This window comes from Bacillus cereus group sp. Bce019, from assembly GCF_051781745.1.
Lineage (GTDB): Bacteria > Bacillota > Bacilli > Bacillales > Bacillaceae_G > Bacillus_A > Bacillus_A cereus.
The window spans coordinates 172,656-189,045 of record NZ_JBPWJX010000007.1; the positions used below are offsets into that span (position 1 = coordinate 172,656).

Genomic DNA, 16,390 nt, shown 5'->3' on the forward strand with positions numbered 1-16,390 from the left:
CTTTAATAATGTAATTTATTTTTCTGTAAAAATAAAGACGGAAAACATAAAAAATATTAAAAAATTGTAAAAATACCGTGAATTTTGTTGAGAAATATTTATATAGATATAAAAACATCCCTTCCAAGTAATAAGGAAGGGATGTTTTGCTTAACTAATTTTTGAGTTAGGTGTTTCATCAATCTTATGAAACCCTTTCATGTAATATACGATTGCTAAGCCGATAAGCCAAATTGGGCCGACAATCAATGCAATTCGTGTATCTTCTGAATACGCCATTATACCTAATACTAATACAAGGAAAACGAGTGAGAAATATGAGCTTAATGGGTATAAAGGCATTTTATACGATAACTTTTGTTTATTTTGAGTAGGCAAGCTTTTACGGAATTTAATTTGAGCGACTAATATAATTCCCCAAGTCCAAATTGCACCGAAAGTTGAAATGCTAGTAAGCCATGTAAATACCTTTGCAGGTACGAGATAGTTTAATATAACACCAATTAGTAAAACGATAGCAGTTGCTACAATTCCTTGGCTTGGAATGCCATTTTTATTTAAACGACCAAATCTTTCAGGAGCTTTTTTCTGCTGAGCTAATGTATATAGCATACGGCCTGTACTAAATAAACCACCGTTACAAGAAGAAAGAGCTGCTGTTAATACGACAAAGTTAATAATACCTGCTGCTTTTGCGATACCAATTTGTTGGAATGTTAATACGAATGGACTGCCTTTCTCACCAAGTTCGTTCCATGGATAAATTGCCATCATAACGAATAATGCCCCAACGTAAAAGAGTAGAATTCTCCAAAATACGTTATCGATTGCCTTTGCGAGTGTTTTCTTCGGATTTTGAGCCTCACCAGCTGTAACACCGATTAATTCAACGCCTAAATAAGCGAATAGTACCATCTGCATGGAGAGTAGTAACCCAGAAAATCCATTTGGGAACCAGCCACCATGTGACCAAAGATTTGAAATACCAGTAGCGATACCACCGTTTCCGAATCCGAATAAAATAATACCAGCTCCGACTACTATCATACAGATAATTGTGACAATTTTAATGAGAGCAAACCAAAACTCAAGTTCTCCAAATACTTTTACCGATAAGAAGTTAAAAGCGCTCATTAATAATAGAGCAAGTAACGCCCAAGTCCAGCGCGGGATATCTGGGAACCAGTACTGCATGTAAATACCAGCTGCTGTAATCTCAGCCATACAAGTAACAACCCATAAGAACCAGTAATTCCAACCAGTAATATAACCAGCGAGTGGTCCAATATAATCATATGCATATTTACTAAAAGAACCAGCAACAGGTTGTTCAATTGCCATTTCCCCAAGCGCTCGCATAATGAAAAAAATAACGAGACCGGCAATCATATAGCCTAGCAAAATAGAAGGACCTGCTAGTTTAATGGCGGAAGCGGATCCTAAAAATAGCCCAACGCCAATAGCTGAGCCCAGTGACATTAAAGTAATATGTCGTTCTTTTAAACCACGATTTAAAGTTCCAGATTTGTTTGTGTGCTGCATAAGAAGAATCCCCCTTGTAGAGTGAACGATATTTGAATGCGTTTACTAAATATTTAACTATTTCAAATTATAAAACATTTCTATCTGTTATGCTACAAAAATAATCATAATGAACTGTACTACATCTGTACTTGTCAGACTTAAACTTAAAATTCTAACTATTAGGGAATATATTGACTCTTCTTTTTATTGATTGTTAAGATTAAGTATTATATTTTCTCACATACTAGTAAGAAAAAGAATGTGTGATAATAATTCAGGTGTAGGAAGGGTACATAAGCATGTTTCAATTACAAAAATATAACACTTCTGTGAAGCAAGAGTTTTTAGCTGGCATCACAACTTTTTTTACATTTGCGTATATTCTTGTCATCAATCCAAAAATATTATCTGATGCAGGTGTACCATTTGACCAAGCGTTTACAGCAACAATTATTGCAACAGTTGTTGGAACAGTAGGTATGGCGATTTTCGCGAATTACCCGATTGTTATTGCTCCAGCTATGGGAATGAATGCATATTTTGCTTATTCTGTTGTACAGAAGGCAGAAGGGATTACATATGTAGTTGCCTTTTCAGCTGTATTTGTAACGGGGATTATTTTTCTTTTATTATCTTTTACTTCGTTTAGGCAAAAGTTAATTTTAGCAATTCCTGATAGTTTAAAGCATGCAATTGCAGGTGGAATTGGACTATTTATTGCTTTTATTGGATTGCGCCTTTCTGGAATTATCGTGGATCATCCGTCTAATTTAGTTACGATTGGTGATTTTCATTCTCCAGCTGTTATTTTAACTTTAATTGGTTTAATATTAGCGGCGGTATTAATGACATTGCGTGTGAGCGGTGCATTATTTATTAGTATGATTGTGACAGGAATTATTGCCTTCTTTACAGGGCAATTGAAGTTTGCTGATAAAATTGTGGCGATGCCTCATTTACCAGAGGGTATCATCGTTTCAAACCCAATCAATGCCTTTTCAGATGTAATTGAATACGGATTATACGGCGTTGTATTTTCATTTTTACTTGTACTTTTATTCGATACAACAGGTGCATTACTTGGTTTAATTAAACAAGCAGGTTTAATTACAGACAATACAGAGAAGCGTTTTGGTAAAGCGTTTATTGCAGATGCAATTGGCGGGACTACAGGTTCTATCTTTGGAACAAGCCCAACAGCAGCGACGATTGAATCGTCAGCAGGTATTGCTGCAGGTGGTAAAACTGGATTAACAGGGATTGTAGTTGTTGGTCTAACAATTATAACGGCATTTTTTAGTCCTGTTATTGCTTCTTTATCAAGTGTAGCCGCTATTACAGCTCCTTCATTAATTATAGTAGGTAGTTTAATGGCACAAAGCATTCGAGATATTAATTGGAATGAATTTGAAGATGCGTTACCAGCATTTTTAATTTTTATAGGTATTCCGTTAACATCTAGTATTGCAAATGGAATCGCAATTGGATTTTTAGTATATCCAGTCTTGAAAATTGTGAAGGGTAAAGGGATGGAAGTACATCCATTACTATACTTATTTGCATTCTTATTTGGGTGTCATTTATTCTTATAATATAAATATAGGAGAGGGCCTTCTTATGGGAGGCTCCCTTTTTGTGTATAATAAAGTGAAACTATAGGCAGTAGTGGGATATCCTCACTGTGTATTAGCCAGCACCAATTGGGATAAGGTGAAAACTTAATTGATTTCGTAACATATAAATTACTTAATGTAATGTATATGTTACAATAGAGGTAGAGGAGGAACATGAATGGCTGTAAGTAAAATAAAAGTCGCGCGTGTTCAGTTAGATTTAACACAGCAACAATTAGCAGAAAAAGTAGGCGTTACAAGGCAAACGATTAGTTTAATTGAGAAGGGGAAATACAATCCATCTTTAGATTTATGTTTAAAAATTTGTTATGCAGTAGATAAAACGTTAAATGATTTGTTTTGGGAGGAAAAGGAGTGGTAGGATGAAAATCGTGAAAGATGAACGTTTAATGATTGAAGGGTTAAAACATATTAGATTAGCTTTCATCTTACAAAATATCGTCATACTAGCTATCGTCTTTTACCGCTATGTCTTGCAAGGGGCAGGATATGAAAGTGTTTCGGATTTATTAATGGTATTTATGGGCGGGATAATAATTATTAACTTTTTAAATCTGAAAAATTCAGTGGAAGTGTATGAGCATAAGGGCGGAGTGTCGCGTCGTTATTTTATGAAGCTATTATTCATTCCAGTGGGTATTATTATTGGGATTTTAGCTATTTGTATCGTTGTAACACCAGATATTTCGATAAAGGAAATTAGTATGACAGGAATTATTATGTTTGCTTGTTTTTTAGTTCCAAGTTTGTTTATATACATATATATGAAAAAAATAAAAAGAGAAGATTGAAATATAAGAAAGGCTTTCCCATATTGAGGAAAGCTTTTCTCATATTCTTTTATATAGTACTTTATGAAGGCCAATCGGTTCAATTTCAAAGATTTCACCATATTCCTGGAAGCCTAAGTGCTTGTAATAGTCAGCTACAGTAATTCGGCCATTACACCATAATATATTTGCTTGGCGTTCTTGCAAGATTTGTTCCGCCTTCTGAATTAAGGAGCTTCCAGCACGGTTGTTTCGAAATGCAGGTAATGTTGCCATTCCTCGTAGACGATAATGAATACCCGTTGGTAAGTCGGGATATATTTCTTTTGAGAAGGAAGCGATACTAATTAGTTCATCGTTTATAAATGCGCCTAAGTGGAAGGTGTCTGTTTCATAATCGGAAGGGTATTTACAATCTGCTAATGTTTGATTGGGGCGTAAAATTTTTTGACGTAATACGTAAGTTTCAGATCCCTCAATATTTTTCACGGTAATCATATTAACATCCTTTCTTATAACGCTTTTTCTGTTAATTGTATAAAGAAATAGGCAGGTGCGGCGAGAAGTCCGAGTATGCTAGCAGTTCCGAGAAGGAGTGAAAGTAGGAGGCAAGAATATTTTATTCCATTCGATTTTTTCCATCCGTAACTACAAATCTCAATACTAACACCGATGAGAATAATGGCAACGAGTATTTCGGCTAATAATAAGAGAGCTAAAGTTATAATAGACATAATGTAATCCATCCCCATAATATGTGATAGTAACATTTTACCATATGAAATGGAAAAAAATGCCCCTCAATTATGTGAGGGGCATTTTTTTATTCTAATATGTTTTTTAGTGTATCGATATGTTCTTTTGAACCTGTTACAAGTAATGTGTCACCGTGTTGTAGTCTTGTATCACCATGTGGTATTAATGCTTTGTTACCGCGGTAGATTTGAATGACAAGTACATCACCTAAAAACGGGAGGCGGCGAAGCGCAACGCCGTTATATTTATTGCTACGCAGTTCAACTTCGCGTACTGTTTCGTTTGCTGTTGTAATTAAGCGAACGAGACTAGGTTTATCAATAAGTGCACGTAATAAAATACGTGTAGAGTTAATTGTTGAGAATACAGCGATATGTTCTTGCGTTGCTTTTTCTTGTAGAAGTGGATCTTCTACACTTGCAATAACATGTTCAACACCTAGTTCTTTTGCATGTTCTGCCAATAATAAGTTTTGTTCATCATCGCTTGTTGCAACAACGACGCGATCTGCATCAAATGCTGTTTGTTCAGTTAATGATGCGATTGTGATGTCATCTAATTTCACGATAGGGAAGTCATGTGATTTCGCTTCTTCATCATTTATTTTGTTTTGACGCATCATATATAGCGTTACGTCATAATCTTCTCGTTTTAAATCTAGTGATAACGGAAGGGTAATTCTGCTCGCGCCAATAATAGCTACTTTTGGTTTTGGTGTTTCTACTTTTGGGAACATTTTTTTAAACAATATAGGTGCAAAAATACAAGTAATAACTGCGCTTAAAATAAGAGAGGCAGATAAACTTGGACTGATGATCTCCAGTTTTTCACCAATTTGTGCAGCCGCAATAACTAAAGAAAGTGTCGATGTTAATAAGATTGCACTTCCAAGTACGATATTACGTGGATACCATTTTCTTAAGACGAGTGATGGTAAGAGTTTCGAAATAAAGAGTCCTACAATTAAGATTGGAATCATTAGCATGCTAGAAGGTTCTTTGAAAATAGACCACACCTCTAGATTTACACCAACCATTACGAAGAAAATAGGGATGAAGAAACCATAGCCGATAGAATCAAGTTTTTCCACCATATCTTCATTTGGTGATAATAACGATACAAGTACACCTGCTAAGAAGGCCCCTAAAATATTTTCTGCTCCAACAGATTCCGATAACCCAACTAAGATTAAAATGAGTGCAAAAACAGCTCGTGTATCAATTTGTACACTACCAGCTTTTAAACTATCTAAGTATGGAATGTTTTTAAAGCGTTTTGCAATAAAGTAAATGACAATACCGGCACCGAATAGAATAAGTAAGAGCCACATACTTTGGCCGCTTTCGGAATTTAATCCGACGAAAACAGCGAGTAAAATCATTGTAACTAAGTCTGCAATAACAGCAACTAATAAAATGATTTGTCCGATTGCAGTTTTTCCTAGGTTATTCTCTTTTAATGTTGGTACAACAACACCTAAAGAAATAGTTGAAATAATTAAAGTCATGAACATTGCATTATCTACGAATCCTAGCCATACGAATAGTAATGATAGGGCATAAGATAAGATGAAAATAAATAAGAAGATAATGCTTGCTGCCTGAAATGTATTTGGTTCGTTTGTCGTATTTTTTTTCCCTTTTTGTTTAAAGATAGAAAAATCAATTTCTAAACCGCTTAAGAACATGAGGAATATAAATCCTAATGTTGATAAAACTTGAAGCCATATATCTGGCTCAATAATATTAAACCCACTTTTACCTACAAAGATTCCTGCAATAATTTCTGCAACGACCACAGGAAGTGCTTTTAATTTAAAGCGTTGTAACAAAAGGGGAACGAAAAACGCGATTGCAACGACAACCATAAGTGATAGAACAGAAGTATGATGTTCCATTGCGTTCTCTCCCTTCAAATAAATATAGTACCTATTTAGCCATATAATAGGTAGAAAAGCAACGCATATGGATTCGATTTCATAAAGAAAGACTTTTCTTAACATTTGTCATAATAAGTATATTTTTCATGATTATGCTGTTAATTCCGTAATGTGGATGTAATAGGGGAGGGAATCGTACTGCTCGTTAATGCGGAATAAAAAAAGACTGCTGAGGAATCAGCAGTCTTTTTCATGTACATTACATTGAGAAGAAGATCCATACAGTTAAACCAACTGTTGCAGTTGCAACGAAGAAACTGTATATCATTGTAAGAATTTGAACTCTTCCTTCTCCTTCTTTTAAATGCATGAACATAATTAATTGTAACAATGCTTGCGCAACAGCCATTATGATAATAGTTGTTAAGACTGTTGAAAGTGGCAATGTTGTGTAAAGTGCCACGTATAACGCTAGAAACGTTAATGCAAGCGATAAAATAAATCCGAAAACGTGTGACCAAGGGAATCCGCTATGCGCATGTCCGTTTGCTTGATTGTTGTTTTGAGCCATTTACGCCACCATCCCGTTCAAGTAAACTAGTGTGTAAATAAAGACCCAAACAAGATCAAGGAAATGCCAGTATAAGCTGATAATAAATACTTTACGAGCTGTAACTGGTGTTAAACCTCGTTTTAAAATTTGGATAATAACACAAATTGCCCAAATGATACCGCCTGTTACGTGGGCTCCATGCGTTCCAAGAAGAACGAAGAATCCAGATAAGAAAGCACTTGTTTGAATTGTTGCGCCTTCACCAATATACATAATGAACTCTTCAATCTCGAAGAATAGGAAACCTGCACCTAAAAGTAATGTAAGGACGAACCATCCAAGCATCGCTTTTTGGTTGTGCTTACGCATTTCGTGAATTACGATACCACATGTGAAACTACTTGTTAAAAGTAGTAATGTTTGAATTAAAAGCGTTTTAAGTTCAAACAGTTGCGCTGGTGTTGGGCCATCTGCCGTACGACCAGCAAGGACTAGATAAGAGGCGAAAAGTGTTGCGAACAGCATAATTTCAGCCCCAAGAAAAATCCAGAATCCTAGGATATTCAATCTGCTTTGTTCGGATTGATATTCCAAAGGTAAGCTTTTATCTAAAGCCGCCATATCATTTCACCTCTCATGCTATATGTTCTGTTTTTTTAATTTCATCAACACTGATATAGTAACCTTCATCATAATCGAATGAACGATAGATTAAGCAAGCTAAAATACCAATACCACCGATTGCTGCAAGCCAGAACCAGCTAAATACTAATGCGAAACCTGCAAGACCGAAGAATCCAGACGCAATAATAGGCACACCAGAGTTACTTGGCATGTGAATTGGTTTGATATCTTCTGCTGCTGGTGTAACTGTTTCTCCGCGTTTTTTCATGTACCAGAAAGCATCAGCTTCTTTAATTTCAGGAAGCTTCGCGAAGTTATAATGTTGTACAGGAGAGTGAGTTGCCCATTCAAGTGTACGACCATCCCATGGATCTCCAGTTGTGTCACGTTCACCATGACGTGCACTCCAAATTACGTTGTAGCAAAGAAGTAGGAAGCCGATACCCATCATTACCGCACCAACAGATGCGATTTGGTTTAGCCATCCCCATCCAAGACTTTCAGAGTAAGTGTACATACGACGAGTCATACCGTCTAAACCTAAGAAGTACATTGGGAAGAAACAGATGTTGAATCCGCTCATAAAGATCCAGAATGTCCATTTACCTAGGCGTTCATTTAACATATGACCAGTCATTTTTGGATACCAGAATGTGAATCCAGCAAGCATAGCGAATACTGTACCTGCGATTAATACGTAGTGGAAGTGAGCGATTAGGAAGTAGCTGTTATGGTATTGATAATCAGCTGCTGCCATTCCAAGCATAACCCCTGTAACCCCACCGACTACGAAGTTTGGAATAAATGCCAATGACCAAAGCATTGGAACTGTAAAACGAATACGTCCTTTATACAGTGTAAACAACCAGTTAAAAATCTTAACCCCGGTTGGAATCGAAATCGCCATTGTCGAAATCGAGAAGAATGAGTTAACCGCTGGACCTGCACCCATCGTGAAGAAGTGGTGGAGCCATACGACGAAACTTAGTAAAGAAATTGCAACCATTGAGTATACCATCGCACTGTAACCGAATAAACGTTTACGTGAGAATGTACTAATGATTTCAGAGAAAATACCGAATGCCGGTAAAATAACGATATATACTTCAGGGTGACCCCATACCCAGAACAGGTTGGCCCATAACATCGGCATACCGCCGCTCGCCATCGTAAAGAAGTGAGCATCGAATAGACGGTCAAATGTCATTAATGCAAGAGCAACTGTTAATACTGGGAAAGCAAAAATAATGATAATTGTTGTAATTAAGATTGACCAAGTAAACATTGGCATTCTCATTAAAGTCATACCAGGTGTACGCATTTTTAAGATAGTAACAAGGAAGTTAATACCGGTCATTAACGTACCGAGACCTGAAATCTGTAATGCAATTGCGTAGTAGTTATTCCCTACACCAGAAGTAAACTCTGTACCTGCCATTGGGAAGTAAGAAGTCCACCCAGCGTCTGGAGAACCACCGATTACGAAAGCGATGTTGAATAACATTGCTCCGACAAAGAATAACCAGAAACTTAAAGCATTTAAGAACGGATATGCAACGTCACGAGCACCAATTTGTAATGGTACTACAAGGTTCATTAATCCCATAACGAATGGCATTGCCATGAAAAGAATCATTACTGTACCGTGTGTTGTAAAGATCCCATTATAGTGTTCAGCGTTTAAATAAGTTGTTTCTGGGAATGTTAACTGTGCACGGATCATTAAACCATCCATACCACCACGGAATAACATGATAACCGCAGAAATAATATACATAGCTCCGATTTTTTTATGGTCAACAGTTGTCAACCATTCGTCCCAAAGCCATTTCCATTTTTTATACTTTGTTAGTACGAAAATGATTGCTAATGTCACAAGAACGATAGAAGCGTCTGCACCGTAAATAATCGGGTCACCTGTGACAAAGAATTCATCAAGCTTCACTGTGTTCACTCCAATCTGTTGGAATAATAGCTATTATTTTTTGTTTTTGTAGTAGTTGTAATCACAATATTCAAGTGATTTTGGATCTACATAACTTAAGTGGTGACTAGAGAATGTCATACGACCAACTACACCAGGTTTAACAATTTCGTTGTACTTATCTTCTGTTAGTTTAGGAGCAGTTTGTTGTACTTCTTTAACCCACTTGTCATATTTCTCTTTAGTTTTTGCTTCAACTTCGAACTCCATGTGTGTGAATCCTTCACCAGAGAAGTTCGCGCTACGACCTAGGTAAGAACCTGGCTTATCAGCTTGTAAATAAAGATCCATAATCATACCATCCATTGTGTACTTCATACCACCAAGTTCTGGTACCCAGAAAGCATTCATTGGGCCGACAGAAGTCAGTTTGAATTGAATTGGTACACCAGCTGGGATGTTTAAATAGTTAACGGTTTCAATTTTTTCCTCTGGGTAACTGAATAACCATTTCCAGTTTGCAGATGTAACATAAATTTCAACTGGTTTAATATGTTTGGACTCTTTCGGAACCTCTTCCGAAGCATAAGTTGCTTTTACTGTTGGAATCGATAATGCGATAACGATAATAACAGGAACAAGCGTCCAAATAATTTCTAGTAATGTGTTACCGTGTTGTTCAGGTGGCTCATAGTCCATATTCTCTGGTTTTTCACGATAACGAATCAAGATGACTGTAAACAGAATGAATACAATTGCGATAATTAATGACATAAGCAAGAATGACCAAACAATTAAATCATACTGTGCTTTTGCAACAGGTCCTTGCGGATTTAATACTGCGAGTTTTTTATCACAGCCACCGAGGAACAGAAGTAATGATAACGGAAGAAGCGAAGCCAACTTCCAAAACGCTTTCTTTAGTTGCACGATTGAAAATCTCCTTTCTCCTTGGATTGAAACTATGCCAATAAAACAATATAAACCTATTAATTTATAGAAGGCAATAGTTTTTGATATATTGTTAAAAAATAGACACAAATGCACACTTTTTAAGGTGAATATCATTTGTAACTTGATTACATTGTAAACTATTTTCCAGAGAAAAACGTGATTGTGAAAATTTTAAGATAAATAAAGTTATACCAGGATATCCAAGAAATAGAAAAAAGCTATCTTATCATAAGAAAGATAGCTGAATATTTTGTGTATTTAGTTTATTTCTCGTATGACAGTTCGTGGCTGTTCAAGTGTGACAATTTTTTTATATTTAACTTGATATAAAATGTAACAAATAATCATAAATGGAATGCCACAATAAAGAGCAATTCTTTGATCTGGAATGAAAGCCAAACTAACAAATGTAATGAAATTCAGCGAAAACGCTACGATTGGAACTAGTGGATAGAGCGGTGTACGATATTTTAAATCATTTATGTTGCCACCGTTTTTCACGAAATTTCTACGGAAGAAAAACTGTGAAGCGGCGATTGACATCCAAACGACAACGGCAGCCATTGCTGCAATAGATGTTAAAACTAGAAAGACAGTATCTGCCGCAAATACACTTGTTAGTAAGGACAGGCTAGCGAAAATTAGGCTGAAAATTAATGCATTTAGTGGTACACCTTTTTTAGTTAATTTCGTAAATGCTGGACTTGCCATTCCTTGTTTTGCCATCGCCCACAGCATACGAGAATTTGCGTAGAGACCAGAGTTAGCAACGGATAATACAGCTGTAATAATAACAAAGTTCATAATGTCTGCTGCATATGGGACACCGGCTACATCAAATACAAGTACAAAGGGACTTTCGACTAGATTAGCCTCTTGCCATGGGAGTAAACCTACAACAACTGATATCGCTAAGACGAAGAAGAAGAGAGTTCGCCAAATTGTGTTTTTAATTGCTTTTGGAATTGTTTTTTCAGGATTTTCACTTTCTCCTGAAGCGATTCCGATTAATTCTGTTCCTTGGAAGGAGTAATTTACTGTAATCATCGTAAGAAGAACAGCTAATGCACCATTTGGAAATAGCCCGCCATTTTCAGTGAAATTATGAAGCATTGGGGCTGGCTTTCCATTAAAGTCTAGTAGACCGAACATAACAGCGCCGCCAAGTACGATGAAAATAACAATTGTTGCGACTTTTACACTTGCGAACCAAAACTCTGCTTCTGCATATGCTTTTGCTGATAAAGCGTTTACGAGGAAGAGTGCTGCTGCAAATGTAACGCACCAAATCCATGAAGAAACGTCTGGAAACCAGCGTTTCATTAAAATACTTACAGTTGTTAACTCTACGCCAACTGTAACAGCCCAATTTAACCAATACATCCAACCGACAACAAATCCAAAACCAGGTGAAATGAATTTGCTTGCATAACTTTGGAATGAACCTGCTTCTGGCATAGCGACGGATAATTCACCAAGACATAACATCGTTAAATACATAACAAATCCACCGACTAAAAATGCGAGAATAGCACCACCAGGTCCGGCATTATGGACAATTTGACCAGATCCCATAAATAACCCGGTTCCGATAACACCGCCGAGTGCAATCATAAATAGGTGTCTACTTTTCATTGTTCGTTTTAAATCTGTTTGTTCAATTTGTTGATTCATATGCCCCTCACCCCGTATTTTCTTGAATGTGTGAACTTCGTTTTATTCTGAGTTTTTAATCATTAGTGGGGGATGCAACACACACTCGGTTTATTTGCTATGAAATGAATGGAGTATGTAAAAAAACGAACTATGACTAAATACTCTAAGAATTTTTGTTAACATGGTGATATCTTCACCATGTTAACAAATTTGATTTTAGCAAAATATTCTGGAAATGTATATTTATTTTTCTTTTTATTAAAAATAATTAGAATTTTTATAATTAATTCTATGAGCGATAATTCACATGATCTTTCTAGCAAACTAGTAAGAAGAAGGGTACAATGATAAGAGGTGTATCTGTAAAATAATAATTAATGGAGTTTTGTTTATAATGAAAAAGTTAAAATATCTTTTTGTTTTTGGGATTATACTTGCTGCTGCATTTTTTATAGGAAAAGATAAAATCATGCAAAAGGCGCAAGTTCTACGCTTAGAGTTTCTATCTGAAATGAAAGAAGCAGCTATGATTGAAGATGTTCCGTTTATTAAACAATTACCAGAATTACCCAGAGGGTGTGAAGTGACAAGTTTAGCTATGTTGCTGCAATATAAAGGTGTACAAGTAGATAAGATGCAACTTGCTAGCGAAATTCATCGTGTTCCATTTGAACAAAATGGTTTGCGTGGAAATCCTTACGAGGGATTTGTGGGAAATATTTATACAAAGGCAGAGCCTGGGTATGGTGTATACAATAAACCAATCTTTGATTTAGCAGAAAAATATGTTCCTGAAAAAGTAATTAATTTAACAGGTAGAGACATGCAAGATATATATAAAGTAATTAGTTCTGGCTCTCCGGTATGGGTCATTATTAATACGACGTTTAAGCCGCTAGCTGAAAGTAGTTTTGAAACATGGAATACGAGTTCAGGCGAAGTGAAAATTACATATTATGAGCATAGTGCAGTAGTAATTGGATATGATCAAAACTTTGTATATGTAAATGATCCTCTTAAAAATAATCCACGTTTGGCTGTTCCGCGAGCAGAATTTGAGAGAGCTTGGGAGCAAATGGGAAAACAAGCAATTACTATTTTATAATAATGAAAAAGTCATCTTTGGGATGGCTTTTTCTTTTTGGTTTATTAACACTGAAAATTCGGAAGATTCTTTTAAAAGTTAACAATTCACGTTATAATAACATTTAACTTGGTGAAGAAGGGGAGAAGAGAAATGGATGTTGCAAAGGAACTTGTTTTGTCAAAAAATCAGTTAGTTGAGTGGAGAAGGCATTTTCATAAGTATCCAGAGTTATCTTTTCAAGAAGAGAAAACATCGCAGTTTGTGTTCGATATACTTCGGAAATTCCCATATTTAGAAGTGTCACGGCCGACTAAATATAGTGTGATGGCAAAGTTAGTAGGTAAACATCCGGGCAAAACAGTTGCGATTCGAGCCGATATGGATGCTCTTCCTATTCATGAAGAAAATGAGTTTGATTTTATTTCTACATATAAAGGTGTAATGCATGCATGTGGTCATGATGGACATATAGCGATATTACTTGGGGTTGTACATAAGTTGGTAGAAGAAAGAGAGAAGATTAAAGGGGAGATTCGTTTTCTATTCCAACATGCTGAAGAGAATTTTCCTGGTGGTGCAGAGGAGATGGTTGCTGCAGGTGTAATGGAAGGTGTGGATTATATTATTGGTGCTCACCTTTGGGCGTCGTTAGAGGTTGGGAAAATAGGTGTTATTTATGGTCCTGCAATGGCTGCACCGGATGTTTTTAAAATTAAGATAGAGGGAAAAGGTGGACATGCTGGAATCCCTCATGAAACGGTGGATAGTATTGCAATCGGAACACAAGTCGTTTCGCAACTTCAGCAAATTGTATCTCGCCTCACGAATCCATTAGATTCTCTTGTAATATCTGTTACGCAATTTCATGCTGGGACAACTCATAATGTAATACCAGAGCAAGCTGAGATTGAAGGGACAGTAAGAAGTTTAAGACATGAATTACGAGGTGAAACAGAGAAGAAGATTGAGCGGATTGTGAAGCATATTACGGAATCTTACGGAGCGAAATATACATTTTCATATGAATATGGATATCGACCAGTTGTAAATGATTATGAAGCTACAGAGCTTATTGAACAAACGGCATTACAACTTTATGGAAGGGATAGAGTTGTTCGTTTACAGCCGACGATGGCTGGAGAAGATTTTTCAGCGTTTTTACAAAAGGCACCGGGGACATTCTTTTTTATCGGAGCGGGAAATAAAGAGAAAGGTATTATATATCCTCACCATCACCCTCGTTTTACGATTGACGAAGATGCATTACCGATTGGAGTGGAAGTCTTTGTATCAGCCATTATGAACTTTATAAGTAAAGGAGAATGAGATGAAGAAAATACACATTCTAGCGCTTATCCCAGTTCTTTGTTTAGTAGTTGGGCCAATATTTGCGAATTCAGTTACTCCTTACGTATTAGGGATGCCATTTTTATTATTTTGGGTATTATTATCAGTGTTTATTACATCTTTTTGTATGGGGCTTGTGTACGTGTTTGATCCTGCTAATAAGGAGGATGTAAAATGACTGCATTACTTATCATTATTTTATTTTTGTTTCTCGCACTATTTTTAGGGATTCGGGCACAACATGGAAAAGATATGAATTTAGAACAATGGTCAGTTGGAGGAAGAGGATTTGGCACTATTTTTGTTTTTCTCCTTATGGCAGGTGAAATTTATACGACGTTTACATTTTTAGGGGGAAGCGGCTGGGCATATAGTAAAGGAGCACCTACCTTTTATATTTTGGGATATGGTGCTTTAGCTTATCTTTTATCGTATTTTTTATTGCCACCCATTTGGAAGTATGCGAAAGAGCATAACCTTGTTTCACAGTCAGATTTTTTTGCGAAGAAATATAGAAGTAAAGCGCTTGGACTTATTGTTTCGATTGTTGGTGTTGTTTCCATCATCCCATATCTTGTTTTACAGTTAAAAGGACTGGGAATTATCGTTTCAGAAGCTTCTTACGGAAGGGTGTCACCTGTTGTTGCAGTATGGATCGGTGCTATTGTTATAACTATATATGTAATGGTTTCAGGTATACATGGTTCCGCTTGGACGGCTGCTTTGAAGGATATTATGATACTGTTTATCGTTATGTTTTTAGGTATATATTTGCCGTATCATTATTATGGAGGATTTCAGCCGATGTTTGAGGCTGTAGAGGCAGCGAAACCGGGATTTTTATCTTTACCTGAAGAAGGAATGAGTATTTCTTGGTTTGTTTCTACTATTATATTAACGGCCCTCGGTTTTTATATGTGGCCTCATACATTTGCTTCTGCTTTTTCTGCAAAAAATGAAAAAGTATTTCGTAAAAATGCAGCAATTATGCCATTGTATTCTTTAGTTTTACTTTTCGTATTTTTTGCAGGATTTGCTGCTATATTGCAAGTTCCTGGGTTAAAGGGAGCGGATGTAGATCTTTCGTTATTCCGTCTGGCTCTTCAAACTTTTGATCCTTGGTTTATTGGGATTATTGGTAGTGCTGGCGTTTTAACGGCATTAGTTCCAGGTTCTATGCTTGTCATGGCCGCTTCCACATTATTAGCGAAAAATATTTACCGAACAATGGTCCCATCTGCTTCGGATCGACAAGTTGCAAAAGTGGCGAAATTATTTGTTCCTGTAGTAACGCTTGTAGCTGTTTTGTTTACTTTTAAAGGTGGAGAAACGATAGGAGCGCTTCTTTTAATGGGGTATAGTATAGTGACACAACTTTTCCCTGCACTTGTATGTAGTTTGTTTCCACGTCAGATTATTACGAAGCAAGGGGCGATTGCAGGAATGGGAGTTGGGCTGTTAGTGGTTGCGTATATTACTTTATCTGGCTCAACTATAGCTACGATGTTTCCGGGTTTCCCTCAATATATAAAAGATTTAAATGTGGGTATAGTCGCATTGTTAATGAATATGATTGTGATGTTTATCGTTAGCGGATTCACCAAAAATGTATCTATAAAGAAAGACGATATAATAGTAGAAAAGTAATTCGTATGCTAGAGCTATCTTTGAAAAGAGATAGC

16 protein-coding genes are annotated in these 16,390 nt (G+C 36.3%); 7 read left to right on the top strand and 9 right to left on the bottom strand.

The genetic code is table 11. The features are described from left to right. Positions 1–150 precede the first annotated feature (150 nt). Positions 151–1,542: an amino acid permease gene (locus tag ACS2QP_RS12990; protein WP_001164897.1), complete on the bottom strand. Its 1,392-nt coding sequence runs from the start codon at positions 1,540–1,542 to the stop codon at positions 151–153. A gap of 281 nt (positions 1,543–1,823) precedes the next feature. Between ACS2QP_RS12990 and ACS2QP_RS12995 the strand changes: the two genes are divergently transcribed. The 3 genes from ACS2QP_RS12995 (at position 1,824) to ACS2QP_RS13005 (ending at position 3,949) form a co-directional block, all read left to right on the top strand. After that, the gene (locus ACS2QP_RS12995) at positions 1,824–3,116 is read left to right on the top strand and encodes an NCS2 family permease (RefSeq protein WP_000487191.1); all 1,293 of its coding nucleotides are present in this window, start codon (positions 1,824–1,826) and stop codon (positions 3,114–3,116) included. A 199-nt stretch (positions 3,117–3,315) separates the two neighbouring features. Further along, on the top strand, positions 3,316–3,519 hold the full coding sequence (locus ACS2QP_RS13000; RefSeq protein ID WP_000301183.1) for a helix-turn-helix transcriptional regulator: 204 nt from the start codon (positions 3,316–3,318) through the stop codon (positions 3,517–3,519). Position 3,520: 1 nt separating this feature from the next. Next, complete coding sequence (locus tag ACS2QP_RS13005) at positions 3,521–3,949, top strand: hypothetical protein (protein ID WP_438882487.1); 429 nt, start codon at positions 3,521–3,523, stop codon at positions 3,947–3,949. A gap of 39 nt (positions 3,950–3,988) precedes the next feature. Here ACS2QP_RS13005 and ACS2QP_RS13010 read toward each other — a convergent pair whose 3' ends face one another. From ACS2QP_RS13010 to ACS2QP_RS13045, 8 genes are all read right to left on the bottom strand, one after another. Then, positions 3,989–4,426: a GNAT family N-acetyltransferase gene (locus ACS2QP_RS13010; RefSeq protein WP_000633767.1), complete on the bottom strand. Its 438-nt coding sequence runs from the start codon at positions 4,424–4,426 to the stop codon at positions 3,989–3,991. Positions 4,427–4,440: 14 nt separating this feature from the next. Next, positions 4,441–4,698, bottom strand: coding sequence for a DUF4022 family protein (locus ACS2QP_RS13015; RefSeq protein ID WP_000926991.1), 258 nt, complete (start codon positions 4,696–4,698; stop codon positions 4,441–4,443). Positions 4,699–4,751: 53 nt separating this feature from the next. Further along, on the bottom strand, positions 4,752–6,581 hold the full coding sequence (locus ACS2QP_RS13020) for a monovalent cation:proton antiporter family protein (RefSeq protein WP_000399960.1): 1,830 nt from the start codon (positions 6,579–6,581) through the stop codon (positions 4,752–4,754). 241 nt (positions 6,582–6,822) lie between these two features. Beyond that, complete coding sequence (gene qoxD / locus ACS2QP_RS13025) at positions 6,823–7,134, bottom strand: cytochrome aa3 quinol oxidase subunit IV (RefSeq protein ID WP_000068425.1); 312 nt, start codon at positions 7,132–7,134, stop codon at positions 6,823–6,825. Continuing rightward, positions 7,135–7,737 carry a cytochrome aa3 quinol oxidase subunit III gene (gene qoxC / locus ACS2QP_RS13030; protein WP_000729317.1) on the bottom strand — a complete coding sequence of 201 codons (603 nt, stop codon included), beginning with the start codon at positions 7,735–7,737 and terminating at the stop codon, positions 7,135–7,137. It abuts the gene before it with no gap. Between the two features lie 13 nt (positions 7,738–7,750). Beyond that, positions 7,751–9,685, bottom strand: a complete 1,935-nt coding sequence (gene qoxB, locus ACS2QP_RS13035) for a cytochrome aa3 quinol oxidase subunit I (RefSeq protein ID WP_000762366.1) — start codon at positions 9,683–9,685, stop codon at positions 7,751–7,753. 33 nt (positions 9,686–9,718) lie between these two features. Beyond that, a complete protein-coding gene (locus ACS2QP_RS13040) occupies positions 9,719–10,594 on the bottom strand; it encodes a cytochrome aa3 quinol oxidase subunit II (RefSeq protein ID WP_001176167.1) in 876 nt (291 codons plus the stop codon). A gap of 282 nt (positions 10,595–10,876) precedes the next feature. After that, positions 10,877–12,292: an amino acid permease gene (locus ACS2QP_RS13045; RefSeq protein WP_001075759.1), complete on the bottom strand. Its 1,416-nt coding sequence runs from the start codon at positions 12,290–12,292 to the stop codon at positions 10,877–10,879. Between the two features lie 376 nt (positions 12,293–12,668). On the opposite strand from ACS2QP_RS13045, the gene ACS2QP_RS13050 reads away from it, so the two are divergent. From ACS2QP_RS13050 to ACS2QP_RS13065, 4 genes are all read left to right on the top strand, one after another. After that, positions 12,669–13,379: a C39 family peptidase gene (locus tag ACS2QP_RS13050; protein ID WP_000734489.1), complete on the top strand. Its 711-nt coding sequence runs from the start codon at positions 12,669–12,671 to the stop codon at positions 13,377–13,379. 132 nt (positions 13,380–13,511) lie between these two features. Then, complete coding sequence (locus ACS2QP_RS13055) at positions 13,512–14,687, top strand: amidohydrolase (protein WP_000382128.1); 1,176 nt, start codon at positions 13,512–13,514, stop codon at positions 14,685–14,687. A 1-nt stretch (position 14,688) separates the two neighbouring features. Next, the gene (locus ACS2QP_RS13060) at positions 14,689–14,886 is read left to right on the top strand and encodes a DUF3311 domain-containing protein (protein WP_000719833.1); all 198 of its coding nucleotides are present in this window, start codon (positions 14,689–14,691) and stop codon (positions 14,884–14,886) included. Then, positions 14,883–16,355, top strand: a complete 1,473-nt coding sequence (locus tag ACS2QP_RS13065) for a sodium:solute symporter family protein (protein ID WP_000125938.1) — start codon at positions 14,883–14,885, stop codon at positions 16,353–16,355. Before ACS2QP_RS13060 ends, ACS2QP_RS13065 begins: the two co-directional genes overlap by 4 nt. The last annotated feature ends 35 nt before the right edge of the window (positions 16,356–16,390 follow it).